14 protein-coding genes and 4 tRNA genes are annotated in these 11910 nt (G+C 67.5%); 6 read left to right on the top strand and 12 right to left on the bottom strand.

Translation table 11 applies throughout. The annotated features are described in order from the left end of the window. Nucleotides 1-7 precede the first annotated feature (7 nt). The 12 genes from rplL to IAI58_RS04685 all read right to left on the bottom strand — a co-directional run bounded on the left by rplL (nt 8) and on the right by IAI58_RS04685 (nt 6499). Nucleotides 8-388 (bottom strand): 50S ribosomal protein L7/L12, encoded by a 381-nt coding sequence (rplL, locus tag IAI58_RS04740; RefSeq protein ID WP_207448471.1) that lies wholly within the window; start codon nt 386-388, stop codon nt 8-10. A gap of 89 nt (nt 389-477) precedes the next feature. Further along, the gene (gene rplJ, locus IAI58_RS04735) at nt 478-996 is read right to left on the bottom strand and encodes a 50S ribosomal protein L10 (RefSeq protein ID WP_120639583.1); all 519 of its coding nucleotides are present in this window, start codon (nt 994-996) and stop codon (nt 478-480) included. A gap of 323 nt (nt 997-1319) precedes the next feature. After that, nucleotides 1320-2015, bottom strand: a complete 696-nt coding sequence (gene rplA / locus IAI58_RS04730; protein ID WP_120639584.1) for a 50S ribosomal protein L1 — start codon at nt 2013-2015, stop codon at nt 1320-1322. A gap of 4 nt (nt 2016-2019) precedes the next feature. Next, nucleotides 2020-2454 carry a 50S ribosomal protein L11 gene (gene rplK / locus IAI58_RS04725; protein WP_187779871.1) on the bottom strand — a complete coding sequence of 145 codons (435 nt, stop codon included), beginning with the start codon at nt 2452-2454 and terminating at the stop codon, nt 2020-2022. A 198-nt stretch (nt 2455-2652) separates the two neighbouring features. After that, on the bottom strand, nt 2653-3219 hold the full coding sequence (locus IAI58_RS04720; protein WP_207448470.1) for a DUF4142 domain-containing protein: 567 nt from the start codon (nt 3217-3219) through the stop codon (nt 2653-2655). 110 nt (nt 3220-3329) lie between these two features. Further along, the gene (locus tag IAI58_RS04715) at nt 3330-3776 is read right to left on the bottom strand and encodes a DUF2062 domain-containing protein (protein ID WP_208776026.1); all 447 of its coding nucleotides are present in this window, start codon (nt 3774-3776) and stop codon (nt 3330-3332) included. Between the two features lie 7 nt (nt 3777-3783). Next, nucleotides 3784-4320, bottom strand: coding sequence for a transcription termination/antitermination protein NusG (gene nusG / locus IAI58_RS04710; protein ID WP_207448468.1), 537 nt, complete (start codon nt 4318-4320; stop codon nt 3784-3786). A gap of 16 nt (nt 4321-4336) precedes the next feature. Beyond that, nucleotides 4337-4534, bottom strand: a complete 198-nt coding sequence (gene secE, locus IAI58_RS04705; protein ID WP_207448641.1) for a preprotein translocase subunit SecE — start codon at nt 4532-4534, stop codon at nt 4337-4339. Between the two features lie 108 nt (nt 4535-4642). After that, nucleotides 4643-4719, bottom strand: a tRNA-Trp gene (locus IAI58_RS04700). 246 nt (nt 4720-4965) lie between these two features. Then, complete coding sequence (gene tuf, locus IAI58_RS04695) at nt 4966-6153, bottom strand: elongation factor Tu (RefSeq protein WP_207448639.1); 1188 nt, start codon at nt 6151-6153, stop codon at nt 4966-4968. A 96-nt stretch (nt 6154-6249) separates the two neighbouring features. Further along, a tRNA-Gly gene (locus IAI58_RS04690) sits at nt 6250-6323 on the bottom strand. 93 nt (nt 6324-6416) lie between these two features. Further along, a tRNA-Tyr gene (locus tag IAI58_RS04685) sits at nt 6417-6499 on the bottom strand. Between the two features lie 545 nt (nt 6500-7044). Here IAI58_RS04685 and rlmB point away from each other — a divergent pair. The 6 genes from rlmB to IAI58_RS04655 all read left to right on the top strand — a co-directional run bounded on the left by rlmB (nt 7045) and on the right by IAI58_RS04655 (nt 11872). Continuing rightward, on the top strand, nt 7045-7887 hold the full coding sequence (gene rlmB, locus IAI58_RS04680) for a 23S rRNA (guanosine(2251)-2'-O)-methyltransferase RlmB (RefSeq protein WP_419555850.1): 843 nt from the start codon (nt 7045-7047) through the stop codon (nt 7885-7887). Nucleotides 7888-8006: 119 nt separating this feature from the next. Continuing rightward, nucleotides 8007-8234 carry a hypothetical protein gene (locus IAI58_RS04675; protein WP_207450646.1) on the top strand — a complete coding sequence of 76 codons (228 nt, stop codon included), beginning with the start codon at nt 8007-8009 and terminating at the stop codon, nt 8232-8234. A 212-nt stretch (nt 8235-8446) separates the two neighbouring features. Further along, nucleotides 8447-9763, top strand: a complete 1317-nt coding sequence (gene gabT / locus IAI58_RS04670) for a 4-aminobutyrate--2-oxoglutarate transaminase (protein ID WP_207450644.1) — start codon at nt 8447-8449, stop codon at nt 9761-9763. 157 nt (nt 9764-9920) lie between these two features. Beyond that, nucleotides 9921-9992 (top strand) — tRNA-Thr (locus IAI58_RS04665). Between the two features lie 45 nt (nt 9993-10037). Further along, the gene (locus tag IAI58_RS04660; protein ID WP_208776025.1) at nt 10038-10460 is read left to right on the top strand and encodes a hypothetical protein; all 423 of its coding nucleotides are present in this window, start codon (nt 10038-10040) and stop codon (nt 10458-10460) included. An 11-nt stretch (nt 10461-10471) separates the two neighbouring features. Further along, nucleotides 10472-11872: a putative O-glycosylation ligase, exosortase A system-associated gene (locus IAI58_RS04655; RefSeq protein WP_207450625.1), complete on the top strand. Its 1401-nt coding sequence runs from the start codon at nt 10472-10474 to the stop codon at nt 11870-11872. Nucleotides 11873-11910: the final 38 nt, after the last annotated feature.

Below are 11910 nucleotides of genomic sequence, written 5' to 3'. Positions count from 1 at the left end.
AAAGAGCTTACTTGACCTCGACGGTGGCCCCGTTCTCTTCGAGCACCTTCTTGATCTTCGCCGCTTCGTCCTTGGACACGCCTTCCTTGACGGTCTTCGGGGCGCCCTCGACCAGGTCCTTGGCTTCCTTCAGGCCCAGGCCGGTGATGGTGCGGATTTCCTTGATGACGTTGATCTTCTTGTCACCAGCGGTGGCAAGGATGACCGTGAACTCGGTCTGCTCTTCAACGGGGGCGGCAGCAGCGCCACCACCGGCCGGGGCAGCAGCCACGGCGACAGGAGCGGCGGCGGAAACGCCCCACTTCTCTTCCAGCATCTTGGAGAGCTCGGCGGCTTCCAGAACCGTCAGGGCGGACAGATCGTCCACGATCTTAGCGAGATCGGCCATGTCTTGTATCCTTCGATGTAATCGCTTGGCTTGTTAAATGCAATCCCTGGCCCAAACAGGACCGGGATTGGGTCTTCCGCGAAGGGCTGTTAGGCCGCCTCGTCCTTCTTGGCATACGCCGCCAGGACGCGCGCAACCTGGCCACCCGGCGCCTGAAGGATGCCGGCGATACGAGTCGCAGGCGTCTGGATCAGGCCCAGCAGCTGGGCACGCAGCGTCTCGAGCGAGGGCAGTTCCGCCAGAGCCTTGATGCCGTTGACATCAAGAACCTGGCTTCCCAGCGACCCGCCGAGGATGACGAACTTGTCGTTCGTCTTGGCGAATTCCACGGCGGTCTTCGCCACGGCCACGGGATCCTTGGACCACGCCAGCGCGGTCGGACCCTTCAGCAGCGGCGAGATGCCCTGGAAGGAGGTGCCATCGAGGGCAAGGTTGGCCAGACGGTTCTTCGCGACCTTATACGTCGCACCCGCCGCCCGCATCTTGCGCCGCAGATCACTCACGCCCGCGACCGTCATGCCCTTATTCTGGGCGACGAGCACGAAGGAGGTATCCGCGAACACTTCCGCGAGGGAGGCAACGAACGCGCGCTTTTCCGTACGGTCCATACTTCCCAACTTCTTACAAAGCCGGCGCCTTGTGGAAGGGCGCCAGCCGGTTCACGCGGGAGCTTCCGCCCGGCCAAGGCCGCGCTTCCACTCCTGGCTCACCTGTCATTTGAGTTCGGCGGAAGACACCAAGCCAATCCCACCGGAGGCAAAAAGGCCACCGGCAACGATCTCTCGGGCATCCCGTCTCACGCTTGCGGGGCGGACCCCATCAAGGCCTTTCGGCCACAGGCGCTCTCGGACAGGCATTCGGAAAGGGCCAAAGGCCCCCCCCTGCCCACGCCGCCGGCGGACCGGCGGCGGGAATTCGGTTTCCCCTCGGCTCAGGCCGAGAGGGAGGAGACGTCGACCTTGTAGCCGGCGCCCATGGAAGAAGAGACGTTCACCTTCTTCACATAGGTGCCCTTGGCACCGGCCGGCTTCGCGCGCTGGATGGCGTCCACGAAAGCCTTGGCGTTCTCCAGCAGAGCCTCGGCGGAGAAGGAGGCCTTGCCGATACCGGCATGCACGATGCCGGCCTTCTCGGCGCGGAACTCCACCTGGCCGGCCTTGGCGGCGGCCACGGCGCCCTTCACGTCCATAGTGACGGAACCCAGCTTCGGGTTCGGCATCAGGCCGCGCGGGCCCAGGATCTTACCCAGGCGGCCGACGAGGCCCATCATGTCCGGGGTCGCGATGCAGCGGTCGAACTCGATCTTGCCTTCCTGCACCAGGGCGGCCAGGTCGTCCGCGCCCACCACGTCGGCGCCGGCGGCCAGAGCCTCCTCCGCCTTCGGGCCGCGGGCGAAGACGCCCACGCGCACGGTCTTGCCGGTGCCGTTCGGCAGGCCGACCACGCCGCGGACCATCTGGTCGGCGTGGCGCGGGTCGATGCCGAGGTTCATCGAGATCTCGATGGTCTCATCGAACTTCGCCTTGGCATTCGCCTTGGCGGTCTCGATGGCGGCGTTCAGCGCGTACAGCTTGTCGGTGTCGAGCGACGCGTAGAGCGCCTTCAGACGCTTGCCCTGCTTGGCCATCGGATCAGCCCTCCACCACGGCGATGCCCATCGAGCGGGCGGAACCGGCCAGCATGGACACGGCCGCCTCGACGTCGTTGGCGTTCATGTCCTTCATCTTGGTCGCGGCGATTTCGCGCAGCTGCGACTTCGTGACGCGGCCGACATTGCCACCCTTGCCCGGCGTCTGCGTGCCCTTGTCGATCTTGGCAGCCTTCAGCAGGAAGTAGGTGTTCGGCGGCGTCTTGGTGACGAAGGAGAAGGTACGGTCGGAATACGCGGTGATGACGACCGGCGTCGGGGTGCCGGGCTCCATCTGCTGCGTCGCCGCGTTGAATTCCTTCACGAACTGCATGATGTTCAGGCCGCGCTGACCCAGCGCCGGGCCTACCGGCGGCGAGGGGTTCGCCTTGCCGGCCGGGATCTGCAGCTTGATGTAGCCGACGATCTTCTTCGCCATAATCCGTCCTCTGCGATCTCAGAGGCGCGCGGTCCGAACGGCAGGCCCCATGGCCATTGCCTTCCGCGTCCCTGAAACACCACGGCGGCCGCCGGACGCAATACGCCCAGGGCCGCCGTGGCGGAGGCGGGCGTATAACCCCCTCCCTTCTGAGAGTCCAGCGCTAAGAATCGGCCAGGCGGCGGCGCCCGGCACGGCTCAGGCGATGGCCTGCAACATGGCGATATGCTGCTGGATGGCGGCCACGGAGAGGGTGGCGATCACCTGTTCCGGCACCGTGCCGGCGGCCAGCAGGGGCTGATACAGCTGCAGCAGCTCCTGATGCACCGCGATCTGGCCCTGCAGATACGCCAGGTCGAACTGCGCGCCGTCGAGACCGCGTAGCTGCTGCAGCAGCTGCATCTTCGGGCCGTCCATGTCGATCTGCGCCGGCAGTGGGAGGCCGCCGATCTTCATGGCCTGCATGGTGGCGCGCTGCTCATTGACCTCGAACTGCGCGAAGGTCTTCACGGCCGGGGCCTGGGCCTTCTGCAAGGCCAGCTCGCTGCTGGCCAGCGAGAAGACGGAATCCACGAGGATCCGTTGCAGCAACTGGACGTCCATGCCGGGGGCGGGCTGGCCCCCTGCACCCGGAGCGGTCTGGACGCCTCCGCCAGGGGCGGGCTGAGCGCCTCCACCCGGAGCGGTCTGGGCGCCGGCGCTGCGAAGCAGGACCGGCATCAGTGCAGCAGCGGACAGAGCGGTCATCGCGGTACGACGGATCATGGCGGTCTCCTGGGGGGGATGGCGGTATCGGGAGCCAACCACCGGGAAACCGCCGGCGCGGGCCTCCGGTTGCCCGGCCATGTCATCACCAGGAGTTTAATCTCCAGCAATTACCGAGGCTTAGCTTCTTTCGCCCGAAGGCTCCAGCGGGAGAGCAGCAGGACAGCCAGACCCAGGATAAAGGCCAGAAGCAGGCCTCCGGCCAGGGTTCCCTCCGCATCGGGCAGGAGCAGCAGCAGCCAGCCAGGCCCGTGCTTTGGCAACAGGTCCAGGGAAGGCGGCACCAGCCGGCGCCCCAGTTCAAATTCCAGCGGCAGCAGAAAGAGATGCGTCAGCGGATTGCCAATGAACAGGCAGGCGGCCGTTGCCACCGGCAGGCTGCCGCGCAGGAGCCAGGCCAGGGCGGCAGCGATGACCAGATGCAATCCGAAGGCGGGCAACATGGCGGCGGCCGCGCCGGCCGCCATGCCTCGGGATACTCTCCCGGGTCCTCCGGGCGAGGCCAGCAGGCCCGCCCAATAATCCCGCGCCCGCCTCAGCAGCGCGCGGGGCGACATCGGAAGGTCAGACCTTCTCGACCTGTGCGTATTCCAGCTCGACCGGGGTGGCGCGGCCGAAGATGGAGACGCTGACCTTCACGCGGCCCTTCTCCTCATCGACCTCTTCCACCGTGCCGTTGAAGCTGGCGAAGGGACCGTCAGCCACCCGCACCTGCTCACCCACCTCATAGACCACGGCGGGGCGCTTCGGCTTGTCGACGCCTTCCTGCACCTGCTTGACGATCCGCAGGGCCTCGGCCTCGGTAATCGGGCTGGGGCGGTTGCGGGCGCCCAGGAAGCCAGTGACCTTGGGCGTGTCCTTCACCAGGTGCCAGGCATCGTCGGTCATGGCCATCTTCACCAGCACATAGCCGGGGAAGAACTTGCGCTCGGCATTGACCTTCTGGCCACGCCGCACCTCCGTCACCTCCTCGGAAGGGACGAGGATGTCACCAATCTGGTCAGCCAGCCCCTTCTGGGCGGCCTGCTCCTTGATCTGCTGGGCGATCTTCTTCTCGAAGCCCGAGTAGACGTGAACGACGTACCACTTCATGTCAGCCATGGAACGCGCTCCGCGATCAGGCGCCGAAGCCGAACAGCAGGCTCATGCCCAGCTGGATCAGCTTGTCGGTCACCAGGAAAAACACAGCGGCCAGCGCGGACAGCGCCAGCACCAGCCCGGTGGTGATCAGGGTTTCCTTGCGCGACGGCCAGGTGACCCGCGCCACCTCCTGCCGAACATCGCGAGCGAACAGGATGGGATTGAACTTAGCCAATGACCGGCGACCCTGCCTGATTCTGAAGAACACCACCTGGCCATCTGGACAGGCTTCGCGGGCGGAGGGCTTCACGACCACCGCCCGGCGGAAAGCTTCGGGCGGCGCTGGCAGGGACGGAGGGTCTCGAACCCGCAACCTCCGGTTTTGGAGACCGGCGCTCTAGCCAATTGAGCTACGTCCCTGCGGAGCAGCGCTGCCGCGAGGGGGGCTCTATAGGTCAGCACGGCGGGCCTGTCGAGAGGGTGCCGCTCCGGCCACGCCGATTCCTTTCATGACGGACCACCGCCGCACTGCCCAGGCCCCGCCACCCCGTTTCGCCGACAGGTTCCGCGGCCGCGCCCATACCGGCGGCGGCCCGAGGCACAAAAAAAGGCCGCCCCCAGGAGGGGCGGCCCGTTTTTTCGACCAGCCGCTGACGGCTGGAGGGATCAGTCCGTGATGCTGGCGACGACGCCGGCGCCGACGGTGCGGCCGCCTTCGCGGATGGCGAAGCGCAGGCCCTGGTCCATGGCGATCGGCGCGATCAGCTCGACGTTCATCGTCACGTTGTCGCCCGGCATCACCATCTCCACGCCTTCCGGCAGGGTGACAACGCCCGTCACGTCGGTCGTGCGGAAGTAGAACTGCGGACGGTAGTTGGTGAAGAACGGCGTGTGGCGGCCGCCCTCTTCCTTCGTCAGCACATAGGCTTCCGCCTTGAACTTGGTGTGCGGCGTGATCGAGCCGGGCTTCGCCAGCACCTGGCCGCGCTCCACGTCCTCGCGCTTCGTGCCGCGCAGCAGCGCGCCGATGTTGTCACCGGCCTCGCCGCTGTCCAGCAGCTTGCGGAACATCTCGACGCCCGTCACCGTCGTCTTCGTCGTGTCCTTCAGACCGACGATCTCGACTTCCTCACCGACCTTGACGATGCCGCGCTCGATGCGCCCCGTCACCACCGTGCCGCGGCCCGAGATCGAGAACACGTCCTCGATCGGCATCAGGAACGGCAGGTCCTTCGGACGCTCCGGCTGCGGGATGTAGCTGTCGACCGCTTCCATCAGCTTCAGGATGGCCTGCTCGCCCAGCTCGGGGGACTTGTCTTCCAGCGCCATCAGGGCCGAGCCCTTGATCACGGGAATATCGTCGCCCGGGAACTGGTAGCTGCTCAGCAGCTCGCGCACTTCCATCTCGACCAGCTCCAGCAGGTCGGGATCGGCCATGTCGCACTTGTTCAGGAACACCACCAGCGCCGGCACACCGACCTGGCGCGCCAGCAGGATGTGCTCGCGCGTCTGCGGCATCGGGCCATCGGCCGCCGACACCACCAGGATCGCGCCGTCCATCTGCGCCGCACCCGTGATCATGTTCTTCACGTAGTCGGCGTGGCCCGGGCAATCCACATGCGCGTAGTGACGGTTGGCCGTCTCATACTCGACATGCGCCGTCGAGATCGTGATGCCGCGCGCGCGCTCCTCAGGAGCCTTGTCGATCTGGTCATACGCCGTGAACGACGCACCGCCCGACTTGGCCAGAACCTTGGTGATCGCCGCCGTCAGCGACGTCTTGCCATGGTCCACATGCCCGATCGTGCCAATGTTGCAGTGCGGCTTGTTCCGCTCAAACTTAGCTTTCGCCATCGTCCGTCACCCTGTCGGTCAGTCGGTCAGCGCCATATATGGCGCGAATCGGCCCACTTCCAATCACCTGCTCCCTCGCCTGAACACGGGCGACGTTGGAGCGGGTGACGGGAATCGAACCCGCACAACCAGCTTGGAAGGCTGGGGCTCTACCATTGAGCTACACCCGCACCATGCCCGGCGCGGCCTCACGGCAACGCCGGATACAGGTAGCACCTCCCACCGGGGTAGAAGCCCATGCCAGCCATGCGGCTGACCGGATATGGAGGGGGTTGGATTCGAACCAACGTAGGCGTGCGCCAGCGGATTTACAGTCCGCCCCCTTTAGCCACTCGGGCACCCCTCCACCTGACCCCGGTCGATGGGAGCCGGCGGACTATCCGCTTTCTTCCCCTTCTGTCAACGTGCCGTGATGCGGTGTCGCGCAGGAATCTTCACGGCATGCATCATCGCGCTTGCTCCGCCCCGCCGGATGCGGAGGATGCGCCCATGTCCCGACCCCCTCGCCGCCCAGCCGGCTCTTCTTTTCCCGCTTCCTCCAGCCCCCGCGCCGGCGGCGTCCGCCCGCCCCGTGACCGGGACGAGGCCGCCCCCGGCCGCCAGCACCACGCCGCCCCGCGCGGCGATCGCCCTGCCCCCCGCCAGGACCGGCGTGGCCTCGACACGCCCGACCGTGGCGAGGAGCGCCAGGCCCCGCGCGGCATCCGCCCCGCCCCTCGCCAGGACCGGCGCGGCATCGACACGCCCGACCGTGGTGAGGAGCGCCAGGCCCCGCGTGGCTTCCGCCCCGCTCTTCGCCAGGACCGGCGCGGCCTTGACGCACCCGCCCGTGGCGAGGAGCGCCAGGCCCCGCGTGGCGTCCGCCCGGATCCGCGCCATGCCGAAGTGCCGGTGCGCGGCCGCCCCCGCCCCTTCGCGTCCGAGGAGCGCGCCCGCCATCCCGCCGAGGAGGCTGAGGCGCCCGCCCGCCGCGCGCCCCGCGACGCCGGCATGGCTGCCCCCGCAGGCTCGCTCTGGCTCTATGGCCTGCATGCGGTCTCGGCCGCGCTCGCCAACCCCCGGCGCCGGGTCCGACGCCTGCTGGCCACCACCGATGCCGAGGAAGCGCTGGCCGAGCGCCTGCCCCGCCCCTGGCGCGTGCAGGCGGAGCGGGTGGAGAAGAACCGCTTTCAGACCTTCCTGACCGAGGATGCCGTCCACCAGGGCCTTGCCCTACTGGCGGATCCGCTGCCGCCTTCGGATCTGGAGGATGCCATCGCCGCCTCCAACGGCCCGGTGCTGCTGCTGGACCAGGTGACGGACCCCCGTAATGTCGGCGCCATCCTGCGCTCGGCCGCCGCCTTCGGCGCGGCGGCGGTGGTGATGCAGGACCGCAATGCCCCGCCCGAGACGGCGGCGCTGGCCCGCACCGCCAGCGGTGCCCTGGAGACCGTGCCTGTGGTGCGGGAAGTGAACCTGGCCCGCACCATCCAGACCCTGCAGAAGGCAGGCTTCTGGGTGATGGGCCTGGCCGGGGAGGCCACGCGCAGCCTGGCCGAGGCCTGCCCGCGCGACCGTCGCGTGGCGCTGGTGCTCGGAGCCGAGGATACCGGCCTGCGCCGCCTGCAGCGCGAGACCTGCGACGAGCTGGTGCGTCTGCCGATCCTGCCGGCGATGGAGAGCCTCAATGTCTCCGCCGCCGCCACCGTGGCCCTCTATGAGCTGACGCGGGACGGCGGGTCCGACAAAACCTGACGGAGGTTGAACGGCGCCGGCGGCGCCGTTCATCTTTTCTCAAGCCTTGTCGGCGAATGTGCGATGGCCGCCCAGGGGCGGAGACCCTGCCAGAACGGCCCAGCACACAGGACAACGCGATGCGGCCCGCCGAATGGCACGAGCTATCCGACACAATGCAGATCGCCCTCTCACGCCAGGCGCTGGAGCGGGCGGCCGAGACCCTGGCCGCCCATGCCGAATTGCTGGCGCGGGAGATGGAGGGAGGCGCCCTGCTGGACCAGGGCGGCCCGGATGCGCTGCGGCTCTTCGCCGCCGTGGTACGGGCCACCAATGCCAGCACCTATGGCGTCGCCGGTCATGCCTGAAAACCCGTGGCACGCCTGAGGGGCTTGGCGGGCCGCCGGGAGAGCCGCCCCGGGGCAGGCCCGCCAGCCTCAGCCGAGCCGGATGCCGGCACCCCGCGCCATTGCGCCGGCGAAGGAGGCCACTTCCGTCCTCTTCCTCGCAGACCCCTCTTGCCCCGTTCTGAGGGGCAGCGCATCGTCTCGTTGTTTCGGCGTTTCAGGAGTGACGAGCGATGGGCGTGACGGCAGCAGACAGCAACAAGGCGCTGCATGAGCGGCGGCAGGCGGCCCTGCCGCGTGGATTGGGCGTGCAGCTGCCGGTCTTCGCCGCCAAGGCGGAGAATGCCGAGATCACGGATGTCGAGGGCAAGCGCTACATCGACTTCGCCGCCGGCATCGCGGTGGTGAACACCGGGCATCTCCACCCCAAGGTGAAGGCGGCCGTCGCCGCGCAGCTCGAGAATTTCAGCCATACCTGCATCCAGGTCATGCCCTATGAGGGCTATGTCCGCCTGGCCGAGCGGCTGAATGAAAAAGTGCCGACCCGCGGCCCGCGCAAGACCATCTTCCTGACCACCGGCGCAGAGGCGATCGAGAACGCGATCAAGATCTCCCGCGCCCATACCGGCCGCAACGGCGTCATCGCTTTCTCCGGCGCCTTCCATGGCCGCACGCTGATGGGCATGGCGCTGACCGGCAAGGTGGTCCCGTACAAGGTCGGCTTCGGCGCCATGCCGGGCGATGTCTACCACCTGCCCTTCCCCGTGACCTACCACGGCAAGGAAGTGGAGCAGACGCTGGAGGCGCTGGAGACGCTGTTCCGCGCCGATGTGGACCCCAAGCGCATCGCGGCCATGATCATCGAGCCCGTGCAGGGCGAGGGCGGCTTCTACATTGCCCAGAAGGAGCTGCTGCAGGGCCTGCGCCGCATCTGCGACGAGCATGGCATCGTCATGATCGTCGATGAGGTGCAGACCGGCTTCGCCCGCACCGGCAAGATGTTCGCCATCGAGCATTCCGGCGTGGAGCCGGACATCATGACCATGGCGAAGTCCCTGGCCGGCGGCTTCCCGCTCTCCGCCGTCACCGGCAAGGCCGAGATCATGGACGCCCCCGGCCCTGGCGGCCTGGGCGGCACCTATGGCGGCAACCCGCTGGCCTGCGCCGCCGGCAATGCCGTGCTGGACGTGATCGAGGAGGAGAACCTCTGCGCCCGCGCCAACGAGATCGGCGAGCTGATGGTCAGCCGCATCAAGCAGATGCAGGACACCAACAGCCTGAAGGGCGTGATCGGCGACATCCGCGCCCTCGGCGCCATGGTGGCGATGGAGCTGGTGGCCAATGGCGAGGCCGACCGCCCCGATCCCGACCTGGCCAAGGCCCTGGTGGTCCGCGCGGGCGAGAAGGGGCTGATCCTGCTCTCCTGCGGCGTGCGCGGCAATGTCATCCGCTTCCTGGTGCCGCTGACAGCCGCCGATGCCCTGATCAACGAGGGCATGGACATCCTGGCCGAATGCCTGCGGGAATGCGCCGGCGAGCGCGCGGCCTGAAGGTCCGCTCCCCCTGCCGCGGATAGCGGCGGGGGGGACGCCTTGCCGGCGACGACCGGCGATACCTTTTCCCAGGCCAACTCACCCTTGGCCGGCCTGGGGAGTTCGGATATGCAGGGTGCCGCCCATGGCCGTCCGCCATGGCACGTGCAGCCAGGCCGGGTTAGCACAGCGGTAGTGCAGCGGTTTTGTAAACCGAAGGTCGGGGGTTCGATCCCCTCACCCGGCATTCCCTGCCCCCAGCGGCCTGCCCGCAGGCGCGGAACTCGGGGCCATGCCGCTTTCTCGGCCCGCCCCTTGTGTTATGCTGCCTGCTATTTACAGCATTGGGCGCCGGTGGCGCGATGGCGTAGGCGCAACCATGATCGACCTGGCCTTCATCCTGTTCACCACAGTCATCATCCTTTTCGTGGTGGTCAGGGCCATCATCCTGGACCGGATGATTCCATGGTTCCGGCCGGAAGCCCTGGTGGAAGCGGCCAAGGGGCATCTTGGTACCATGCGAAACGGCTGGCGCCCGAATGCGCCTTCCGACGCCCCGGGCAGCCGGAGACAGCCGCGCGGCGAAGGCAGGGCCGGGACGCAGGAGCCACCGCCCGCCGCCACCTGGGCAGATGCGGGAGTGACGGAGGCCGGCGGCTCCGGGCCTACCGGATGGCGGGCGAAGGCAGCCCAGAACCTGGCGAATAAGAGGTAAGGACTTCAGCGATGCGTAGCCTCTATCTCACGCTGGTCTATCTGTCCTTCCTGGGGCTTGGCGCCGTGGCGCCATTCGTCCTGACCCTCGGATATGTCTGGGTCGACACCTTCACACCGCAGGACATCGCCTACTCCATCCTGACAGCCCTGCCGGTCTCAGCGCTCATGGGCGCCGCCGCCATCGGCGGCTATTTCCTGTTCGACCGGAAGGCGCCGGCGCCGTTTTCCGTCCATACGGCTCTGACGCTAATGTTGGCGGGGTGGGTCACGGTGACGACCTTCTTCTTCGCCGTCTCCCCGGCCTCGGCTGTGGTGAAATGGGACTGGGCCTTCAAGACCATCCTGATCTCGGCCTTCATCCCCCTCGTCATCCGCTCCTACGTGCAGATCGAGGCCTTCCTGCAGGTCTACATCTTCTCCCTGGCCATCCACATCATGCCCTATGGCATCAAGAGCCTGATCAGCGGCGGCGGCTACGGCCAGCAGCTGGGCGTTGTCTCCGGCAATTCCGGCTTTGCCGAAGGCAGCACCCTGGCCGCCGTCAGCCTCTATTCCATCCCCGGGCTGTTCTACCTGTCCAAGCACGCCATCCTGCTGCCGAAGAAATACATCAAGTACCTGTATTTCTTCATGATCGCCGTTTTCATCGCCTGCGCGATCGGCACCTATGCCCGCACCGCGCTGATCGGCCTGATCGTGCTCGGCGTGGCGCTCTGGCTGCGGTCGGATAAGAAGATCCTGGGCGCGATCCTCGGGGCGATGGTGGCCGGCTCGATCGTGTTCTTCACCTCCAATGCCTGGGAAGAGCGGATCTCGACCATCGGCGAATACAAGAACGAGGATTCCGCGCTCGGCCGCATCCTGGTCTGGCAATGGACGCTGGGCTTCGTCGCCACCCACCCGGCCGGCGGCGGCTTCAATGCCTATGAGATCAACGAGGTCCACTACCCCGGTGAGGACGGCGGCGAAGCTCACGTGGTCCGTGGCAAGGCCTTCCACAGCATCTATTTCGAGGTGCTGGGGGAACATGGCTGGCCCGGTGCCATTCTCTATGCCGGGCTGGTCCTGACCACCTTCCTGTCCCTGCACCGCAGCGGACGGCGGGCGAAGATGATGCCCGCCCTGGCGCGATGCCGGGATCTCGCCATCGCCATGCAGGTTTCTCTGCTGACTCTCCTGGTCTGCGGCGCCTTCATCGGCATCGCCTTCCAGCCGATGCTGTTCTACTCCTTCGCCCTGGCCGCCTGCATGGCCAATTATACGAAGCGCGCACTGGCCGAGGCCGGGGCTTCCCTGCCGGAAGAGGCCAGCTGGGGCCTCCGTTCTCCGGCCCGGCAGGGCGCGGCCGCCATCTCGTCGCAGGGAGCCCCCGCCGCCGGCACGGTACGGCGGTCCTGGCGGCTTCCCTGAGCCCGGCAGAGCCTGGCCATCACGTGACCCAAGCCCAG

Origin of the sequence: Roseomonas marmotae (assembly GCF_017654485.1) — a bacterium.
GTDB lineage: Bacteria > Pseudomonadota > Alphaproteobacteria > Acetobacterales > Acetobacteraceae > Pseudoroseomonas > Pseudoroseomonas marmotae.
This window is presented reverse-complemented; position numbering and strand designations above follow the sequence as displayed.